Genomic DNA, 19,324 nt, shown 5'->3' with positions numbered 1-19,324 from the left:
GCACATATATCTACGCGCCCGTAGTGCACTCCGTGGCGCGCATCCCTCGTGCAGGTGAGTTGAGACCTCTTCGAAACATCGGCGCGTCGGCAGGCTCATCCGTGCCGACACGCCACGTCCTGGCATGAGAACCGTCAACTACCTTTATTTCCAAGGCATTTGACCCTATTCAGCCTTGCAGAAACGTGCCTGTCAATGCGTGCATATGCGTCCGCCCTACCCCACCGAATGAGCCCTACTATCGGCTCGCCATGACAGCAGCAGGGAAGCACCAGGTGAGCCGCGCGGAAACCTCACGCCGAGGCAGCCGGCCGGGCCGGGCGGGCATCAGGGACGTGGCCGCCGCCGCCGGAGTGTCCATCACGACCGTCTCCGACGCCCTCAACGGCAAGGGCAGGCTTCCGGACGCCACCCGCCGCCATGTCCGTGAGGTCGCCGACCGACTCGGCTACCGCCCCTCGGCGGCGGCCCGAACCCTCCGTACCGGCAAGTCCGGCCTCATCGGCCTGACCGTGACGACCTACGGGGATGAACCTTTCACCTTCACCGAATTCGCGTACTTCGCGGAAATGGCGCGCGCCGCCACCTCGGCCGCGCTCGCCCGCGGCTACGCGCTCGTCATCCTCCCCGCGACCTCGCGCCACGACGTCTGGTCGAACGTCGCCCTGGACGGCACGGTCGTCATCGACCCCTCCGACCAGGACCCGGTGGTCAGCGAGCTGGTCCGGCAGGGATTACCGGTCGTCTCCGACGGCCGCCCGGCCGGCGCGCTCCCGGTCACCGCGTGGGTGGACAACGACCACGAAGCCGCCGTCCTTGACATCCTCGACCACCTGGCCGACGCCGGCGCCCGCCGCATCGGCCTGCTCACGGGCACCACCACCGACACCTACACACACCTGTCGACCAGCGCGTATCTGCGGTGGTGCGAGCGGGTGGGGCAGGACCCGGTCTACGAGGCCTACCCCGCGCACGACCCGTGTGCGGGCGCGGTCGCGGCCGACCGGCTGCTGGCCCGCCCCGACCGCCCCGACGCCGTCTACGGCCTGTTCGACCCCAACGGCACCGACCTGCTCGCCGCGGCCCGCCGCTACGGGTTGCGCGTCCCCGAGGACCTGCTCGTCGTGTGCTGCAGCGAGTCCGCGGTGTACGCCAACACCGAGCCGCCCGTCACGACCCTCTCGCTGAAGCCGCGCCGCATCGGCACGGCGGTGATCCAACTCCTCATCGACGCGATCGAGGGCGAGCAAACGGACCGACCGGTCGAGCAGGTGATACCGACCGAGCTGTTCGTGCGGACCTCTTCCCAACGGCGCCCCCCTCGGACCACGGTCAGCCCGCCCCGCGCGCCGGAACAGAGCTGATCCGAGCCGCCGCTCACCGCGACCCACGCCCACACGATGGCGCGGATCACCGGGAGCGGCGGCTTGGGGCTTGGGGCTTGGGGCTTGGGGAAGCGTCGAGGGGCGGCGGGAGAAGGGCAGACGGGTTCGGTTACGGCGGCCGGCTCGGCAGGAACGAGCGGTCCGCGTCAACGCCGGGCACGGGAGGGCATGGGCACGTACGGGCGGTTTCGGACGGCGTCGGAGACACCGGTCGTCACCTTGGTCCCAGCCGCCGCAACACCCTCACCGGGACCACCTGAACCACCCTCTGACCGACCGATGTAGCGGCCCGGCCGGTCCGGCGAAGTACCGGGCCAGGGCGGGGTGCGGGTTCGGGCAGGGTCCGGGCGGCGTGAGCACCGACTGCCGAAGCCCTGCCCAATCGGGGCGAAAGCCACGATGAACTGGAGCCTTGCTCCGATTCACCACCCCTGGGTCATCACACGGCACGATGCGCATTCCTATGATGGACGCACGGCACCGCGGGCCGCTGCGACCAGGCAGCCCGAAGGGTGCAGATGCGGCGCGATGGTGGAGGGGTCTGATGACTCAGGGGGCCGGTCAGGGACCCGAGGTGGAGCGGACGGCGACGTTGCGCGACTTCCGGGTGCCCGCGTACGTCAACGAGACCGGTCCGTACGACCACGGCACCGACCCCGGAGCTGCCGCGCCGCCCCTCGAGGAGCCGCTGGAGCATCCGGACGGCTACACGCCCACCCAGCGCGACCTGCCCGTCATCACCCGGCGCGGCGACACCCTCCAGGTGGCCGTGGACCCCGTGGCCGTCCAGGCCCCGGTGCCCGCGACCGGCCCGGGACCGCTGTTCGTCGTCGGTGACGTACACGGCTACCTCGACGAACTGGTGGCCGCACTTCAGGAGAAGGGCCTCGTCGACTCCGCCGGCAACTGGTGCGCGGGCACCGCCCGGCTGTGGTTCCTCGGCGACTTCACCGACCGCGGCCCGGACGGCATCGGCGTCATCGACCTCGTCATGCGGCTGTCCGCCGAGGCCGCCGCGGCCGGCGGGTACTGCAAGGCCCTCATGGGCAATCACGAACTGCTGCTGCTCGGCGCCAAGCGCTTCGGCGACACCCCCGTCAACTCCGGCGCGGGCACCGCCACCTTCCAGGCGGCCTGGCTGCTCAACGGCGGCCAGAAGTACGACATGGACCGGCTCCAGGACCACCACCTCCAGTGGATGGCCCGCCTCGACGCCGTCGAGGAGGTCGACGGTCACCTGCTCGTCCACTCCGACACCACCGCCTACCTCGACTACGGCGACTCGATCGAGGCGGTCAACGACACCGTCCGCGAGACGATCACGCGCAATGACGCGGACGAAGTGTGGGACCTGTTCCGCAAGTTCACCAAGCGCTTCTCCTTCCGCGACGAGGGCGGCGCCGACGCCGTCCGCTCCCTGCTCGATACGTACGGGGGCACCCGCATCGTTCACGGCCACAGCCCGATTCCCTACCTGCTGGGCGAAGTGGGCTCCGAGGAGGACGAGGACAACGGCGGCCCGCACGTGGAGGGCCCGCACGTCTACGCGGACGGGCTGGCCATCGCGATGGACGGCGGTGTGACGATGGCCGGAAAACTGCTGGTCCAGCAATTGCCCCTCGAGGTCTGAGCGCTCCAGGGGGCAGAAGTCACCCACTTCGGGCCCCTCGGCGACACCGCAGGCCAGGGGCCAATTTCGGCAAACCCCCTGTCACCCCATGCCGTCGCCGCTCTACCATCGGGTTATCCGTAGCAGGCTCCCCTCCGTTTCTGCCCGACGGCTCGTTGGCATGCGAGCCCCAAGCCCTACGGAGCATCGGGGGATGCAGATGAACAGCGTTCCGCAGCACCTGAACAGCGAGGACCGCCAGGAGTACGAGCGGATCCTCGACGAGGCGCTGCGCTCCGCCCCACACCACCCGGAACTGGCCGCTGTCGGACAGCGGCTCAACCCCGAACAACTGCGCACCATGGCGCTCAACGCCTCCGCACTCATCACGGTGGCCGCGGCGGCCGAGTACCAGCACTACGTGAAGGTCCGCGAGGAGCTGCGCCACCCCGCGCCGTCCACCCCGTCGTCCACGTCCGAGACCTCCGCGGAGCCGGGCGCGGCCGCGATGGGGCTCGCCACCACCGTGGGGGAGGCGGCCCAGGCCGCCGAAGCCGCGGGAGCGGGTGCCGTCGCCGCCGTCCTCACCCCCGTGCTCGCCGGGACCGCCGCGGTGATCTTCCTGCTCGTCGGTTACATACTCAGGGTCCTCGACCCCGGGCAGGCGTTCGCCCGGACCATGCTCGCCGCCGGCTGGACGTTCGGGGCCGTGGCCGTCGCCGCGATCCTCGTCGCCACCGTGGCGTTGCTGCTCACCGCTCTGCGCAACCGGCCGTCCCTGGAGGCCGGACCGTACAGCGAACTGAGCGAGGAGGTCGACCAGGCCAGAGAAGCCTGGCGAGAAGCCCTGCTGGAACGCGGCATCCTGCCGTTCCTCCAGGAGGCTCTCGCCAATCCCGGCACGGCGGCCGCCCTGCACAACGACCTGTCCCCACCGGCTCCCACCGGCCGCCTCCCGAAGATCGGCTACGACCGCCCGGGCTTCAGCAGCCCGGACGACGGCCGCTCGACCGGGCCCCGCCCGAGCTTCAGCAGCCCGGACTACACGAGCCCGGACTTCGGGGGCCCGGAGCACCAGCCGGAATAGTCACTCGGCTTGCGCCTCCGCCGTCCCACCGAGGGGAGCGCAAGCCGTACGCCGCACACCCACACCGGCGGCCTCGGTGACAGGCCCGCCCCGCGTATCAGCGCTGCTCCGTGATGCTCACCGACGCAGCGCTGCACTGCCATGTGCGCCGTACGGTCTGCCGCGTCCGGTGTGCCGCGGGAGGTCTGTCGCGTGCGGTGTGCTGTCCAGGTCCCGGGGGCGGCAGGGGGCACAGCACGAGGAGGCGGCCGTGGTCGTACGCCGGTCAGAGGATGCCCGCGCGGCCCGCTGCCGTGATCCAGCTGGGGAACTCGGACAGCAGCCGGTCGTAGAGTTCCTGGTCCGGTACGGTACTGACGTCGTCCACGGCGAAGAACCCGACATTGTCGACACGGCGTCCGGGCAGCGTGTCGAACCGCTCCAGCACTCCGTAGTCGGACTGACCGAGCCCCACGAACTGCCAGAAGATCGGCTCCTCGACGGCCGCCCGAAGCTCCCGTTCGATTGCCGCGTCGCGGTGGACCCCGCCGTCGGAGAAGAACAGCACCAGCGTCGGCACGGGCGCCGGATTCTCCCGCACATACGATCTGACCTGGGCGATCGCCTTCTGCTCCTCGTTCTGGATGCCGACCGAGCGCATGTCGACCTGCCCCGGCTCCATCCCCTTGCGGGGCTTCTTGCCACGCCTGAACAGACTGATCTCCCCCACCCGCACATGCAGCCGCAGCCACTCCGGCAGCTCGCCCAACCGCAGGTCGGGAAGGCGGGCGGCCTCGCTGGCGAACGTCCAGGCCTGCATCTCACCGTCGTCGTCGAGTTGTGCCGCCACCGCGGCCATGCGCTCCACGACGTCCGCCACCACTCCCCGCGAGTACAGGAACGCCATGGACCCGGAGGCGTCCAGGACGAGCACGACCCGCGCGCTGAGCCCCAGCGCTCCGCGCTTGCTCAGGCTGACGGCGACCTGCTCCTTGCGCAGGGACAGCCGTTTGCGCATGTCGACCGGCAGCCGCTCCTCCCCCTTGGTCGTACGGGGACCGGACGACCGGCCGGCCGGAGGCGGGACGACGGCCGCAGGGGTGGCCGGAGGCGACACCGGCGGGGTGGGCGTGGATGACACAGGCGGGGGGAGTGTCGGTGGGGCGGGAGCGGGTGGGGTGAGCACAGGCGCGCTCGGTGATGTGGCCGCCACCTCCGGCTCCGCGTCGACGGTGATCCCGAAATCCCTGGCCACCCCCGCCAGCCCGGAGTCGTAACCCTGGCCCACCGCCCGGAACTTCCAGCGGCCCTCCCGCAGGTACAGCTCACCGGCGATGAACGCTGTCTCCCTGGCGGCCTGCATCTCGAAGCGCGCCACTTCGGAGCGCCCACCCGTGCCGAGCAGTCTCAGCGTCAGGCCGGTCACCTGACCGAAGTTCCCGCCGTCGGCCGACGCACACAGCACCACCCGCGTGATGGCTCTCTCCAGTGAGCGGAGATCCACCTGGACCGTGTCGGTCATGACACCGGCATCGCTCCGCTTGCCGATGTGCCGCACGGCGCCGGACGCGTGGAGCGGCTGGTTGTAGAAGACGAAGTCCCCGTCGTCCCGAACCCGCCCGTCCTGTGCCAACAGCAGCGCCGAGGCATCGATGTCCGGTACGCCCACCCCCTCGGCCCAGCTGAGTTCGACCTGTACGTCCGGTACGTCGACCGGCAGATTTGCACCCTTGCTCATGAATCGCGCTGTCATGAAGGCAAGTCTGCCGAGCCGGCAGCCGAAGGCAACCGAACGAGCGCGATGCCCTCCTCACCGGACCGGATGGAACCGGACCGGCGCCCTCTCCTTCGCCCTCGCCCTCCGCAAGGTCCTTCACCCACCCGGCTTCGGCATCGACGTCGCCCCCACCGGTGACGGCCGCTCAGGGCGCTGTCCTCCCCCGTCTGATCTGCGGGGACAGCGCCCGATCCGGGTGTCAGTCGGCCAGCGGCAGGTACACGCGGTTACCGCTCGCCGCGAACTCCTTCGACTTCTCCATCATGCCCTCGGCGATCTCCTCTGCCGAGGCCCCGGCGTCCGCCCCACCGCCGAACCGCTCGTTGATGCTCTGGCTGATCTTCATCGAGCAGAACTTGGGCCCGCACATCGAGCAGAAGTGTGCCGTCTTCGCCGGCTCCGCCGGGAGTGTCTCGTCGTGGAACTCCCGTGCCGTGTCCGGATCGAGGGCGAGGTTGAACTGGTCCTCCCAGCGGAACTCGAAGCGGGCGTCGGACAGCGCGTCGTCCCATTCCTGCGCCCCGGGGTGCCCCTTGGCGAGATCGGCTGCGTGGGCGGCGATCTTGTAGGTGATGACACCGGTCTTGACGTCGTCACGGTTGGGCAGGCCCAGATGCTCCTTGGGCGTGACGTAGCAGAGCATCGCCGTGCCCCACCAGGCGATCATCGCGGCGCCGATCCCGGAGGTGATGTGGTCGTACGCCGGCGCGACGTCCGTCGTCAGCGGGCCGAGCGTATAGAACGGAGCTTCATCACAGATCTCCTGCTGAAGGTCGATGTTCTCCTTGATCTTGTGCATCGGGACATGTCCCGGGCCCTCGATCATCGTCTGTACGTGGAAACGCTTCGCGATGCGGTTGAGTTCCCCGAGCGTCCTCAACTCCGCGAACTGCGCGGCGTCGTTGGCGTCCGCGATGGACCCCGGACGCAGGCCGTCGCCCAGCGAGTAGGTGACGTCGTAGGCGGCGAGAATTTCGCAGAGTTCCTCGAAGTTCTCGTAGAGGAACGACTCCTTGTGGTGCGCGAGGCACCAGGCCGCCATGATCGAGCCGCCTCGCGACACGATCCCGGTCTTGCGGTTGGCCGTGAGGGGGACATAGGAGAGGCGGACACCGGCGTGGACCGTCATGTAGTCCACGCCCTGTTCGGCCTGCTCGATGACGGTGTCCCTGTAGATGTCCCAGGTCAGTTCCTCGGCGCGGCCGTCGACCTTCTCCAGCGCCTGGTACAGCGGCACCGTGCCGATGGGAACGGGGGAGTTGCGCAGCACCCACTCCCTGGTGGTGTGGATATTGCGTCCGGTCGACAGGTCCATGACCGTGTCGGCGCCCCAACGGGTCGCCCAGGTCATCTTCTCGACCTCCTCCTCGATGGACGACGTCACCGCCGAGTTGCCGATGTTGGCGTTGACCTTCACCAGGAACCGCTTGCCGATGATCATCGGCTCGATCTCCGGGTGGTTGACGTTGGCCGGCAACACGGCGCGGCCCGCCGCGATCTCGTCGCGAACCACCTCGGGAGCAACGTTCTCCCGGATGGCCACGAACTCCATCTCGGGTGTGATCTCCCCCCGGCGCGCATAGGCGAGCTGGGTGACGGCCGCACCGTCCCGGCTGCGGCGCGGCAGACGCGGTCGCCCCGGGAAGACCGCATCGAGGTTGCGCAGACCGCCGCGCGGTGAGGTGTGCTTGACCCCGTCGTCCTCCGGGCGGACGGGACGACCCGCGTACTCCTCGGTGTCGCCGCGGGCGATGATCCAGTTCTCGCGCAGCGGCGACAGGCCCCTGCGGACGTCGGTATCGGCGAGCGGATCGGTGTACGGGCCGGAGGTGTCGTACAGAGTGACCGACTCCCCGTTGGTGAGATGCACCTGACGGACCGGCACCCGCACATCGGGGCGAGCGCCCTCGACATATCCCTTGTGCCAGCCGATGGACTTCCCGCCCTCTGATCCGTTCACGTCGACCGCGCTTTCGCCGGTGACGTGATGCGTGAAGGCAGGCGTGCGTGCGTCCTTGTTGGTCATGAGACCTACTCCCTACGCCGGCATTACCCGGTAACAGGTTCGGCGGTCGACGCAGCGGCTACCGTCTGCCGACGTTTCATGTGAAACATCACTCGACAGGAGAGACGTTCCACGTGAAACATCGCAAAGACGGAGGTCAGCGCCCTCTCAGCCCGGTGCTCCGAGCTCCCGCGTGTGCAAAGGTTGCCTCCACGCTAGCGTCAATTCTGGCGCGGTGAACAGAGGGCCCCTGTCGTTCTTGCGATGATCGGTCGGTGACCACCGCAGACCAGTCTCCGTACCCACCACCGGAGCCACCCCGCCGACCGGGCGCCGGCAGCGGCCCCGGCAACGGCGACAGCAACAGCAACGGCTCCGAGAGCGGGCCGAGGGACGACCGCGACTTCGGTGACGGTCACGATCACCCTCGCGGCTCCGGCCAAGGTCCGGGCTACGCGGGAGGACTGGGCGGCCTGAGGCGCGTCGGAACCCCCCGCGGTCAGGCACCGCGAACCGGTGAAGGCCCCGGATCGAGCCCGGGGTCGGCACCAAGGCTGGGCACGGGATCAGGGCGGACGGGCGACCCGAGTTACGTGGACGGGCACGGGTCCGGGAACGACCAGGGCTACGGGACCCGGCACGTACGGGGGAACTCCCAGGGCTACGGACCAGGGCAAGCCCCCGGGGGCGACCGGGGATACGGGGGCGGCCAGGGGTACGCGGCCGGGCCTACGCCTGGTCAGGGGTACGGGACCGGGTCTGCGGGTGGGCAGGGGTACCGAACCGGACCTGCGGGCGGACAGGGTTCAGGCAGCGTTCCTGCGGGTGGGCATGGGTACCGAACCGGACCTGCGGGCGGACAGGGTTCAGGCAGCGTTCCTGCGGGTGGGCATGGGTACCGAACCGGACCTGCGGGCGGACAGGCTTCAGGCAGCGTTCCTGCGGGTGGGCAGGGGTACGGGAGCCCTCGTCCTGGACCGGGACGGGGAGCGGAGCCCGGCTCGGGTGCCGTTCCGGGCACAGGTGCTGGGCCGGGCCCCGGCGCTGGACCAGGCCCCGGCTACGGTGCCGGCCCCGGCGACACCCATGGCTTTGATCCTGACCGCGGTCATGGACAGGGCCACCGCGGCGGTCACGGTGGCGGTTCCGGGAACGGTCCCGGCCAGGGAGACAGCGGCGGACACGCGCACGGCGGGGGCGGTCACGAGGACGGCCCGGGGGACGAACACGGCTCCGGGTCAGGAGGCGGGCACGGACATTCGCACGGGCACAGTCACAGTCACGGCCCGGCCGCCCCCGTCTCCCAGCACCTGCGCAAGGTCATCGCGGCCATCCTCATCCCGTTCGGTGCCGCGGTGCTGGTGGGACTGGTGGTGCTGTGGCCCGGCGGTGCTCCAGCGCACGAGCGCACCGGAGTCGGCTTCGACCGGCAGACCCAGCAGGCCACGGTCACCAAGGTCGTGAACGTGAGCTGTGCGTCGGTGAACGCCTCGGGCGACGCTCCCACCGGCGACACCTCCACCGCAGAGGGTTCCTCCGCACAGCAGCAGGCGAGGGGCACCTGCAAGCGGGCCACGATCCGCGTGGACACCGGCAGCGACAAGGGCCGTACGTTCACCGAGATCGTTCAGCCGGACCAGTCACGGCAGTTGGAGCAGGGCGAGAAGGTGGTGGTCGCCTACGAGCCCTCCGCGCCGAAGGACCTCCAGTACTCGGTCGCCGACGTCAACCGTCGGATCCCCATGACGGTCCTGGCCCTGATCTTCGCGGCAGCCGTCGTGGTCGTCGGGCGACTTCGGGGCGTCATGGCGCTGGTCGCGCTGGCCATCAGCTTCATGGTGCTCAACTTCTTCGTCCTGCCCGCGATCCTCCAAGGGTCGAACCCGCTGGTCGTGGCCGTGGTGGGCTCGAGCGCCATCATGCTGATCGCCCTGTATCTCTGTCACGGCCTCTCGGCGCGCACCTCCGTCGCAGTGCTCGGCACCCTCATCTCACTGTTCCTGATCGGCATCCTCGGTTCGCTGTTCATCGACTGGGCCGCGCTGACCGGCAACACGGACGACAACACCGGCCTGATCCATGGCCTGTATCCGTCGATCGACATGAGCGGGCTGCTGCTCGCCGGCATCATCATCGGCTCGCTCGGTGTCCTCGACGACGTGACGGTCACTCAGACCTCGGCGGTCTGGGAGCTGCACGAGGCCAACCCCTCGATGGGCTGGCGCGGCCTGTACCGGGCCGGCATCCGTATCGGCCGCGACCACATCGCGTCCGTGGTCAACACGCTCGTCCTCGCCTACGCCGGTGCCGCACTCCCGCTGCTTCTGCTCTTCTCGATCGCGCAGAGCAGCGTGGGCGGCGTCGCCAACAGCGAACTGGTCGCCGAGGAGATCGTGCGCACGCTGGTGGGCTCCATCGGCCTGGTCGCTTCCGTTCCCGTCACCACGGTCCTGGCGGCTCTGGTGGTCTCCGCCGACCGGCCTGCCACCGGGAAGGCATCACTCCCGGCGATCCCGGAAGCGGCTGCCGCTGCCAGTACCGCTCCTGCCGCTCCAGGGGCAACGACGACCGCAAGTACCGCCCAGGCCCGGGGCGGTCGCGGCAGACGACGTAAGCGCTGAAACCCACACAAGCACCGACACAGACGCCGGTTTCGGCGCCGACGCGGAAGCCCACGCAAGCACCGAGGCCGACGCCGGAACCCACACAGGCGTTTGAGACGTTCCGGGAGCCTCAAGCAGACCTTGCGTGCCCCTACCGACAGAGAAGAAGCGTTCCTGCACCGCACCAACCACGGCGAAGCGTTCCGTCACTCCCTCGCCACCACGCACCGCCCTCACGTCAGCCCGCGCTCTGCTCCTCCGCCAGAATCCGATCCAGCGCTTCGTCCAAGTGCGCGTCGAAATCCGCGAAAGCACCCTCCTGACCGAGCGGGACCAGCTTGTCCGTGCGGTCGAGGAATGCCACGAGCGGGGCCGCCGAGGAGCGGAACAGCGCCTGGTCCCCGCCGACCTGAAGCCGGATCAGGACCTCCCCCAGCACGTCGAAATCGACCGGCGAGACGCGGACGTCCCCTTCGCCGCACGGCCTGCCCACCCCGTCGATGAGCAGCTCGCGCCCGAAGGCCCAGGTCACCGGGGCATCACCAGGCAGGTGGAACGTGAGTCGTACGGCGTAGGGATCGCTCGACTCGTAACCCAACTCCACGGGGATGCGGAAACAGAGCTCCTCGGAGACGAGGAAGCTCATCATGACCTCTGCCTGTACTGCCTGTACGGACTCGCGCATCGCCTTACCCCGTCATTTGCCGCCGACTGGCCGGGAATGGACCTTCTGGCACTGCACGCATCTTGCTGAACGTACACAACAGATCACAAGGAGTGAGTTTTCAGATACTGATAGAGATCGCCAGTGATCCCAGCAGCCGTCCGACCTCGCTCTGCAGTCGGCGAGCCGCAGGCAGCAACCGGTCGGCATGATGGGCGGGCAGGGAGATCGCCATGGTGGCCGCCGTGGTGCCCACGGTGATCGGGAGCGCGGCACACACCGTGCCCACCGCGTACTCCTGCCGCTCGACCACCGGTTCCATACGCCGCATCCGTTCCAGGCGCCTCAGCAGCGTGTGGCCGTCACGCACGGTGTACGGGGTGATCGACTGCACCGGATAACGGGCCAGATGGTCGCGCCGGGTCTCCTCGTCCAGCTGGGAGAGCAGGCACTGCCCGATGGCGTGCGCGTGTCCGGTCTCGCGGAAGTCCGCCCACTCCTCGACCGCCGGATTGCCCGGGGTGTCGGAGACGCACATGATCTCGATCTCGCCGTCGCGATATCGGGCGTAGTAGACGGGTACACCGATCGAATCGCGCCACTGGGCAAGGGTGTCGGCGACCGTGGTGCGACGTTTCTGCGCCGCTCCACTGGTGCCGAGCCGCTCAGCCGCCTCGCCGAGGAAGAACAGCCCTTTGTCCCGGCGCAGATAACCCTCGTGCACGAGGGTGCGCAGCAGGTGGTAGGCCGTGGGCAGTGCGAGGCCTGTCTCGCGCGCAAGCTGTTTGGCAGGAGCCCCGTACTCGTGCTCCGCGACGGACTCCAGCAGGCGCATGGCGCGCTGGACGGAGCCGATCAAGGTGACCGCGGGATGCGGATGCTCGGGGGCGGTCGTGTTCGGCGGGCGTTGCAGCGGGGGTGCGGAGGAGCGTGGCCGGGTGGGGGGTGCGTACGGTTCTGCGGATGCGGTGTCAACCATGGCCAAGGGTCACTCCCGAAGCGCGAGGGGGCGGTCCGTGCGGGGGAACACGGGAGGGGGCGTACGCCACTCGCGGGGTCGTCCCCGCGACGAGTTCCGGACTTTAACCGTCTGCCACCGCTTGCAGACGCGCTGTCAGGGAAACTTCCCCCGGCCGAGGGAACCGGTGATTGCTGTTACCGATCACCGGCCTCCCGCACCGCTCACCAGTCGCTGCGCGACGAGGAACTCGACGTGAACTTCCTCACGAGATAGACGAGTCCGCCGACCAGCGCCACGAAGACCAGCAGCTTGAACAGCAGGCCGATCACGAACCCGACGACGCTGGCTATCAGGCCGCCGAACACGACCAGGGCGATGACCGGCACCGCGACCCACTTCACCCACCACGGCAGTCCCGCGAAGATCTCTCGCATCGCCCTTGTCCTCATCCTCTTCGGTCGATGTCCGGCACCCCTGCCGGGCCGGAGCGTTTCGATGTCCTGCCGTCGATGCTAGGTCCGAAGAGGGTGCCGACGGGGGCTCCGCACCCCTTGTCCTCCCCTGACCGAACCCCTAGGGAACCCCGAGACCGCTGGTCGACCGGCAGGCGGAGACGCTCCTGAGGAAGAGGTTCAGCCCTCGGCCGGTGAGAAGACGGCTCAGCCTTCGGCCGGCGAGAACACGACCAGGACGCGCAGGTCCTCGCTGATGTGATGGAACTTGTGGGCGACACCGGCCGGGACGTACACCACGCTGCCGCGCGCCACCTGCGTGGTCTCCAGACCGACGGTGACCGAGGCGCGCCCGCTCACGACGAAGTACACCTCGTCCTGGTTGTGCGGATTCTGCGGATCATGGGCGCCCGCGTCCAGCGCGTACAGCCCGACCGACATGTTCCGCTCGCGCAGGAACTGCAGGTAGGCGCCATCGTTGGCGGCTCGTTCCGTCTCCAGTTCGTCCAACCGGAATACCTTCATCGACCTTGTCCGCCCTCGTCCGGTGCTCGTTCGCGATCTCTCTGCCACGATCAGACACATGAAGAATTTCGTAGTCAAGACGATCGCCAACGCAGGCGCCCTGGCGGTCGCCGTCTGGCTGCTCGACAAGATCACTCTGACCGGTGACAGCACGGGCAAGAAGATCGGCACGCTCATTGTCGTCGCACTGCTTTTCGGCCTGGTGAACTTCCTGGTCAAGCCGATCCTGAAGGTGCTGACCTTCCCTCTTTTCATTCTCACGCTCGGGCTGATAACCCTGGTGGTCAACGCCCTGATGCTGCTGCTCACCTCGTGGCTGGCCGACAAGTTCGCCCTGAGCTTCCACGTGGAGGGCTTCTGGACCGCCGTGTTGGGCGGTCTGATCATCTCCGTCGTCTCCTGGGCGCTCAACGTGGCCCTGCCCGACGGGGACTGAGTCTGCGATGACCTTCCGCGTCTGCTTCGTCTGCACCGGCAACATCTGCCGCTCGCCGATGGCCGAGTCGGTCTTCCGCGCGCGCGTGGAGGCCGCCGGCCTCGACGGGCTGATAGAGGTGGACAGCGCCGGCACTGGCGACTGGCACGTGGGCGAGAACGCCGATCCGCGCGCGCTGTCCGTCCTGGGGGAGCACGGCTACACCCTCGACCACGCGGCCCGGCGATTCGAGCCCTCCTGGTTCGCCCGCCTCGATCTGGTCATAGCCCTCGATACCGGTCATCTCGAAGCCCTGCGCCTCCTCGCACCCACCGAGGAGGACGCTGCGAAGATCCGGCTGCTGCGTTCGTACACCCGCCCGTCGCGGGGCCGTTCCTCGCCGAGTGCCGCGCCCACCACCTCCGGTGCGGCCGGCGAGGGCCTCGACGTGCCCGACCCCTTCTACGGGGGCCGGAACGGCTTCGAGGAGTGCCTTGAGATGGTGGAGGCGGCGAGCACCGGTCTGCTCGCCGCCGTACGGCACGACATGGAAGGACGAGCGGCATGAACGAATCCCCCCAGGGAGAGCGCCCCGAAGGCCCCGGCGAGGGCACGCGTGCGGTGCGGGCCGGGCTGCCCGAGCCGGTGAAGCACGAGCCGACCCTTCCCGGGCCGGTGTTCGCAGCGCACTTCCACCTGCCGGGCGAGCCCACGGGCCCGTACACCTACGGCCGTGACGAGAACCCGACCTGGACCCATCTGGAGCGTGCCATCGGCGAGCTCGAGGCGCCGGGCCGGGACGGCGTCGAGACGCTCGTCTTCGCCTCGGGCATGGCCGCGATCTCGTCGGTGCTGTTCTCGCAGCTGCGGGCCGGCGACACCGTCGTTCTGCCCGACGACGGATACCAGGTGCTGCCCATGGTGCGCGCGCAGTTGGAGGCGTACGGCATCGAGGTGCGCACCGCGCCGACCGGCGGCGACGCCCAACTGGACGTCCTGGACGGCGCGAAGCTGCTGTGGATCGAGTCCCCGTCCAATCCCGGGCTCGAGGTGTGCGACATCCGGCGGCTCGTGGAAGCGGCACACGCGCGTGGCGCCCTGGTGGCAGTCGACAACACGCTCGCCACCCCGCTCGGGCAGCGCCCGCTGGAACTCGGCGCCGACTTCTCGGTGGCGAGCGGCACCAAGCAGCTCACGGGCCACGGCGACGTCCTCCTCGGCTATGTCACCGGGCGGGCCGGTGAGCCGATGACGTCCGTACGGCGCTGGCGCAAGATCGTCGGGGCGATCCCCGGGCCCATGGAAGCCTGGCTCGCTCACCGGTCGATCGCCACACTCCAGTTGCGCGTCGACCGACAGAACGCCACTGCCATGACCCTGGCCGAGGCGTTGCTGGGGCGGCCCGAGGTGAGCGGGCTGCGGTACCCGGGGCTGCCGGACGATCCCTCCCACAAGGTCGCCTCGCAGCAGATGCGTCGCTACGGATGCGTGATCTCCTTCACGCTGCCCACCCGCGCGCGTGCCGAGCGTTTCCTCGAGGAGCTGCGGTTCGTGGAGGACGCGACGAGTTTCGGCGGAGTGCGGTCCACCGCGGAGCGGCGGGGACGCTGGGGCGGGGACGCGGTGCCGGAGGGCTTCATCCGGCTGTCCGTGGGCGCCGAGGACCCGGAGGACCTGGTGGCGGATGTGCTGCGGGCGCTGGAGGAGTCGGCGCGGTGAGCGTCTTAGGAAGCCTCGACGGGGTCCCCCTGCATATGGCGGGCGGTCCGAGCCTCCCCCCTCGTGGCTCGGACCGCCCTCGGTTCCACGCGTGAAGAACCGCGCGCACAAGGCTAGTTGACTCTGTGTCAGTGTCCAATCACTGTAGCGACAGAGACCTATCGACTTATTTATAGTTGGGTCCTGCCTCGGAGCCGGAAGAGAAGGGCAGGGAAGAGGAGGACGCTGCGTGGATCTGGCCTTGCTGCGTACCTTCGTGACCGTGCACCGGGCCGGCTCCTTCACTCGCGCCGCCGCTCTGCTGGGACTGTCCCAGCCGGCTGTCACCTCGCAGATCCGCACACTGGAGCGGCAGCTGGGCCGTCCCCTGTTCCTGCGGCAGGCTCGCGGTGTGACGCCGACGAGCATCGGTGACGAGCTCGCGCACAAGACCGCGCCTCATCTCGACGCCCTGATGGAGATCACCGAGGCCGGCCTCGACGACGAATCCACCGGGCGGACACTGCATCTCGCCGGCCCTCCCGAGTTCACCGCCGAGCGGGCCCTCCCCGCCCTCACCGAACTGGCCGGCAGTGACGGACAGGGGTTGGCCCTGCGTGCCTCCTTCGGCAACGCCGAGGAGGTCCTGGAGAGCCTGGCCGCCGGCCACCACGACCTGGCCATCAGTACGGCCCGCCCGCGCGGGGCGCTGTTCACGGCCACTCCGCTGTGCGACGAGGAGCACGTCCTGGTCGCCGCCCCCAGGTGGGACGAGCGCATCGGCGCCGGGAAACTGCGCCGCAAGGGCGCGGCCGCGCTGGACGACGTCCCGGTCATCGAGGTCCACGAGTCGCTGCCCCTGGTCTCCCGCTACTGGGCCACCGTCTTCGGCTCCCGCCCCGCGGCCTCGGGCACCGTCATCGTTCCCGACCTGCGCGCGGTCCTCGCCTGCGCTGTCGCCGGCGCCGGTCTGGCGGTTCTGCCCCGCTATCTGTGCGCTGCCGCTCTCGAGCGCGGGGACGTCGTCGCGCTGCACGAACCGGCGGTGCCGCCGTTACGGACCTACGTGCTGGTGGTCCGCACGGGAACACTGGCGATGCCGCATGTCGCACAGGCCCACGAGTGGCTGCTGGGGGCGGCCGCCGCTTGGTACTGACCGGTGTGTTCGACCGGTTCCACCGAATGATCTCGCCCGGGAGACCTCACGATGTTTCACGTGGAACCAGCGGGGCCACATTTCTCCCATGACCGTCCGACCCGTGGTCAAGCGCACCGCACGAGCCGTTCTGCTGGACGGCGACAACCTGATCCTGATCAAGCGCACCAAGCCCGGCGTGGATCCCTACTGGGTCACGCCCGGTGGCGGAGTCGAACCGGACGACGAGACCGTGGTGGACGCCCTTCACCGCGAGGTCCACGAGGAACTCGGGGCCAAGATCGCTGACGTCGTGCCCTGCTTCGTCGACACCGTCGAGCACATCGGTGCGGACGGGGGCGCGACCGGAGTGAAGGTGCAGCACTTTTTCGTCTGCCGCCTGGAGTCCATGGACCCGGCCCTGCGCCACGGCCCTGAGATCGAGGAACCCGCCGGCGAGTACGAGATCGTCCGTATTCCGTTCACCCGGGTCGGGATCGCCTCCGTCCACCTCGTACCGCTGTCGCTACGGCACTATCTCGACGGCAACATCGAGGGCGTGCGCGCCATGCACGCGCCTGACCTGGGCTGAAATCGGGAGCGTCGGGGAGCTCCGGAGCCCGGAGCGCTCGGCCGGCGCCGGGAGCACACCTGACACGCGCCGGACGCCCAGCTGCGTTCAGGAGCTGGCCGTTCTGGCCATCAGTCCTCCTGGCACACCAGTTCATAGGCGTCCCACAGATCGCGTCCCACATAGGAGTGCGTTGCGAGGCCCGCCAGATGACGGTCCGAGTTGACCGCCACCGAGACGGGAACGGTCGCGAACAGATCCTTGTCGGAAAGTGAATCGCCGTACGCCACACAGTCGTCCCGGGACACCCCGAACTCGACGCACAGCCGGTCGGCGATCAGCACCTTGGCCGCCGCGCTCAGTACTCCCGCCGGGTCCACGGGCTCGGTGAAAGGGAGCATCGGAAACCGGGATCCACAGGTCGCGTGCGCGCCCCAGCCAGTGAGCCTCTCCACAAAAAAGGAGGGCGAGAGCGACACGACGGCGCAGTACTCTCCCCTGCGCCTGATCTCCGCCCAGACATCGCGGATACGTGACAGCCACGGTGCGCCTTCGAACGCCGCCGTCACATGCTCGTCGGTGAGGTGGGTCCAGAGGTCACGCACCTGTGTCGCGTACTCCGGCGGACCGATCATTCCCGCGGAAATCGACTGCTCGAGCACCATGGTCTCGGCTTCCAGGCCGAGCTGACGGGAGATCTCCAGCGGCGCGGAAGTCCCGTGCAGCAGCGTGCCGTCGAGGTCGAAGAGGTGAAGTCTCGCCATGACCCGAGGCTAGCGGGAAGCGTGTCACGTTCCTGAGGAGGCTTGTTTCGCGCTGCCCGTCACCGCTGTTTCACGTGAAACACTCTCTCGGTGCCGACGTGGCGTGAGGGTGGGATACGAGGTGGCCAAAAGCACGCAGGTCTCAGGGAAACAGGTGGACGCCGCGCGTACCCATCGGACAGCCTGACCCGCGTGCCGACTCCTTCCCTCACCGCTCTGCCCGTCCGTCGTCTGACGCTCCGCGATCTCACCGCCTGCGCTGACTTGTCCGAGGACCGGGGGTGGCCGCGCGAGGAGCACAAATGGGGCTTCCTCCTTTCGGCCGGAACGGGCTACGGCATCGACGACCCCGACGGCGGGCTCGTCAGCGCCTGTGTCGTCACCGAGTACGGCCCGCACGGCCGCCCCGCCCTCGGCGCCATCGGCATGATGCTGGTCGCCGAGCGGCACGCCAGGCAGGGCGTCGGCCGACGCCTGATGCGCCACGTCATCTCCGTGATGGGCACCACCCCGCTGACCCTGCACGCCACGCCGAACGGCCGTCCGCTCTACGAGGAGCTGGGTTTCAAGACCACGGGGCGGGCGGAAATGGTGCGTGGGCGTTTCACGCCGGACCAGCCGGCCTCACACGTCGTCACCCGTGCCGCCACGGCCGAGGACCTCATCACGATCCTCCGGCTCGACGAGGAGGTCTTCGGAACCGACCGCACGCATGTGATCACCCGTCTGCCTGCCTTCGCCGACCAGTTGCGCGTCGCCGAGGACGAAGGCCGGATCGTCGGCTACGCCGCCGCTTGGCCGAACATGGACACTCAGGTCGTCGGCCCACTGATCGCCAGGGACACGGAGACCGCGAAGGCGCTGCTGACCTCCCTCGCCGCCCACACCGACCGGCCGCTGCGCACTGACATCGACGTGCGGCACGAGGAACTGCTGGCGTGGGTGAAAGGCCGGGGTCTACGGTCCGTGGCCTTCAATGCCGTGATGACCCACGGGATCGCGGAGTTGCCGGGCGACTGGCGCCGCCGGTTCGCGCCGCTCACCGTGGCAGCCGGCTGAAGCCGGGGCACGGACAACGCCGGTCCCCGTCGATGGCTGGGGACCGGCGTTGTCGTACACGGGTCAGGTCAGGTCAGGTCAGGTGAGCGTCTTGACGGCGGCCGTGGCGAAGTCGTGGTCCTGCTCCGGGGCGCCGCCTCCGACCCCGATCGCTCCGATCAGACGGCCGTCGCGGTGCACCGGCACCCCGCCTGCGATGAACAGCAGCGGTCGGTCCAACGCGGTGGGCAGGGTGTGGAAGGAGCCGCCGGGCTGTACGGCGTCGACGAGGTCGGAGGTGGGGGCGTTCAGCTGAAGCGCGGTGTACGCCTTCCGTGTGCTCGTCTCTCCTGAGATCAGTACAGCGCGGTCGTCGCGCCGGAAGGCCAGCAGATGTCCGCCGGCGTCCAGCACGGTGACGCTGACCGTGACCCTTTCGGCCCCGGCGGCGCGGCGGGCGGCCGTGACGAGGGCTTCGGCGTCCTGGATGGTCAGGGGCGCGACGGTGGTGGTGCTCATGAGGGGGTTTCTCCTTGCGGGGTCGACGAGGGCGCGGCTCGCCGGTCGGTTCGGCGTCGCCGGTCGGGCAGAGGTGGCGTTGCGGGACGGCGTGGTCGAGATCAGCTGCGGATGACGGCCGGGCGCCGGTGTGCCGG

18 protein-coding genes are annotated in these 19,324 nt (G+C 69.3%); 10 read left to right on the top strand and 8 right to left on the bottom strand.

Annotated features, from left to right (window positions below; all coding sequences use genetic code 11):
• The first annotated feature begins 251 nt into the window (after positions 1–251).
• From OHS71_RS21280 to OHS71_RS21270, 3 genes are all read left to right on the top strand, one after another.
• Positions 252–1,364 carry a LacI family DNA-binding transcriptional regulator gene (locus tag OHS71_RS21280; RefSeq protein ID WP_328480964.1) on the top strand — a complete coding sequence of 371 codons (1,113 nt, stop codon included), beginning with the start codon at positions 252–254 and terminating at the stop codon, positions 1,362–1,364.
• Between the two features lie 565 nt (positions 1,365–1,929).
• Positions 1,930–3,015 (top strand): metallophosphoesterase, encoded by a 1,086-nt coding sequence (locus OHS71_RS21275; RefSeq protein WP_328480963.1) that lies wholly within the window; start codon positions 1,930–1,932, stop codon positions 3,013–3,015.
• A 193-nt stretch (positions 3,016–3,208) separates the two neighbouring features.
• A complete protein-coding gene (locus tag OHS71_RS21270; RefSeq protein WP_328480962.1) occupies positions 3,209–4,081 on the top strand; it encodes a hypothetical protein in 873 nt (290 codons plus the stop codon).
• 265 nt (positions 4,082–4,346) lie between these two features.
• Here the strand turns inward: OHS71_RS21270 and OHS71_RS21265 are convergent, their stop codons facing one another.
• Together OHS71_RS21265 and thiC are read right to left on the bottom strand one after the other, a co-directional pair.
• Positions 4,347–5,813, bottom strand: coding sequence for a VWA domain-containing protein (locus OHS71_RS21265; RefSeq protein ID WP_328480961.1), 1,467 nt, complete (start codon positions 5,811–5,813; stop codon positions 4,347–4,349).
• 223 nt (positions 5,814–6,036) lie between these two features.
• On the bottom strand, positions 6,037–7,863 hold the full coding sequence (gene thiC, locus OHS71_RS21260) for a phosphomethylpyrimidine synthase ThiC (protein ID WP_328480960.1): 1,827 nt from the start codon (positions 7,861–7,863) through the stop codon (positions 6,037–6,039).
• Between the two features lie 1,334 nt (positions 7,864–9,197).
• Between thiC and OHS71_RS21255 the strand changes: the two genes are divergently transcribed.
• Positions 9,198–10,463 carry a YibE/F family protein gene (locus OHS71_RS21255; protein ID WP_443046995.1) on the top strand — a complete coding sequence of 422 codons (1,266 nt, stop codon included), beginning with the start codon at positions 9,198–9,200 and terminating at the stop codon, positions 10,461–10,463.
• Positions 10,464–10,683: 220 nt separating this feature from the next.
• Here the strand turns inward: OHS71_RS21255 and OHS71_RS21250 are convergent, their stop codons facing one another.
• The 4 genes from OHS71_RS21250 to OHS71_RS21235 all read right to left on the bottom strand — a co-directional run bounded on the left by OHS71_RS21250 (position 10,684) and on the right by OHS71_RS21235 (position 13,047).
• Positions 10,684–11,130, bottom strand: a complete 447-nt coding sequence (locus tag OHS71_RS21250; RefSeq protein WP_328480959.1) for an SsgA family sporulation/cell division regulator — start codon at positions 11,128–11,130, stop codon at positions 10,684–10,686.
• A 100-nt stretch (positions 11,131–11,230) separates the two neighbouring features.
• Positions 11,231–12,088 carry an IclR family transcriptional regulator gene (locus OHS71_RS21245; RefSeq protein WP_328480958.1) on the bottom strand — a complete coding sequence of 286 codons (858 nt, stop codon included), beginning with the start codon at positions 12,086–12,088 and terminating at the stop codon, positions 11,231–11,233.
• Positions 12,089–12,291: 203 nt separating this feature from the next.
• Positions 12,292–12,504: a DUF5326 family protein gene (locus OHS71_RS21240; RefSeq protein WP_328480957.1), complete on the bottom strand. Its 213-nt coding sequence runs from the start codon at positions 12,502–12,504 to the stop codon at positions 12,292–12,294.
• A gap of 225 nt (positions 12,505–12,729) precedes the next feature.
• Positions 12,730–13,047 (bottom strand): cupin domain-containing protein, encoded by a 318-nt coding sequence (locus OHS71_RS21235; protein ID WP_328480956.1) that lies wholly within the window; start codon positions 13,045–13,047, stop codon positions 12,730–12,732.
• Positions 13,048–13,105: 58 nt separating this feature from the next.
• On the opposite strand from OHS71_RS21235, the gene OHS71_RS21230 reads away from it, so the two are divergent.
• The 5 genes from OHS71_RS21230 (at position 13,106) to OHS71_RS21210 (ending at position 16,887) form a co-directional block, all read left to right on the top strand.
• Positions 13,106–13,483 (top strand): phage holin family protein, encoded by a 378-nt coding sequence (locus tag OHS71_RS21230; RefSeq protein ID WP_328480955.1) that lies wholly within the window; start codon positions 13,106–13,108, stop codon positions 13,481–13,483.
• Positions 13,484–13,490: 7 nt separating this feature from the next.
• Positions 13,491–14,030 carry a low molecular weight protein-tyrosine-phosphatase gene (locus OHS71_RS21225; protein ID WP_328480954.1) on the top strand — a complete coding sequence of 180 codons (540 nt, stop codon included), beginning with the start codon at positions 13,491–13,493 and terminating at the stop codon, positions 14,028–14,030.
• The gene (locus OHS71_RS21220; RefSeq protein WP_328480953.1) at positions 14,027–15,181 is read left to right on the top strand and encodes a cystathionine gamma-lyase; all 1,155 of its coding nucleotides are present in this window, start codon (positions 14,027–14,029) and stop codon (positions 15,179–15,181) included. Before OHS71_RS21225 ends, OHS71_RS21220 begins: the two co-directional genes overlap by 4 nt.
• Before the next feature lie 229 nt (positions 15,182–15,410).
• Positions 15,411–16,316 (top strand): LysR family transcriptional regulator, encoded by a 906-nt coding sequence (locus OHS71_RS21215; RefSeq protein WP_328480952.1) that lies wholly within the window; start codon positions 15,411–15,413, stop codon positions 16,314–16,316.
• Positions 16,317–16,404: 88 nt separating this feature from the next.
• Complete coding sequence (locus tag OHS71_RS21210) at positions 16,405–16,887, top strand: NUDIX hydrolase (protein WP_328480951.1); 483 nt, start codon at positions 16,405–16,407, stop codon at positions 16,885–16,887.
• Between the two features lie 110 nt (positions 16,888–16,997).
• On the opposite strand, the gene OHS71_RS21205 is transcribed toward OHS71_RS21210, so the two are convergent.
• A complete protein-coding gene (locus OHS71_RS21205) occupies positions 16,998–17,630 on the bottom strand; it encodes an HAD family hydrolase (protein ID WP_328480950.1) in 633 nt (210 codons plus the stop codon).
• A gap of 192 nt (positions 17,631–17,822) precedes the next feature.
• On the opposite strand from OHS71_RS21205, the gene OHS71_RS21200 reads away from it, so the two are divergent.
• Entirely contained in the window at positions 17,823–18,689 is an 867-nt protein-coding gene (locus OHS71_RS21200) for a GNAT family N-acetyltransferase (protein WP_328480949.1), read from the top strand.
• A 78-nt stretch (positions 18,690–18,767) separates the two neighbouring features.
• On the opposite strand, the gene OHS71_RS21195 is transcribed toward OHS71_RS21200, so the two are convergent.
• Positions 18,768–19,187, bottom strand: coding sequence for a GlcG/HbpS family heme-binding protein (locus OHS71_RS21195; RefSeq protein WP_328480948.1), 420 nt, complete (start codon positions 19,185–19,187; stop codon positions 18,768–18,770).
• Between the last annotated feature and the right edge of the window lie 137 nt (positions 19,188–19,324).

Source organism: Streptomyces sp. NBC_00377, from assembly GCF_036075115.1.
Taxonomy (GTDB): domain Bacteria; phylum Actinomycetota; class Actinomycetes; order Streptomycetales; family Streptomycetaceae; genus Streptomyces.
The sequence above is the reverse complement of the archived record's forward strand: the minus strand, read 5'-3'. Positions and strand labels throughout refer to the sequence as shown.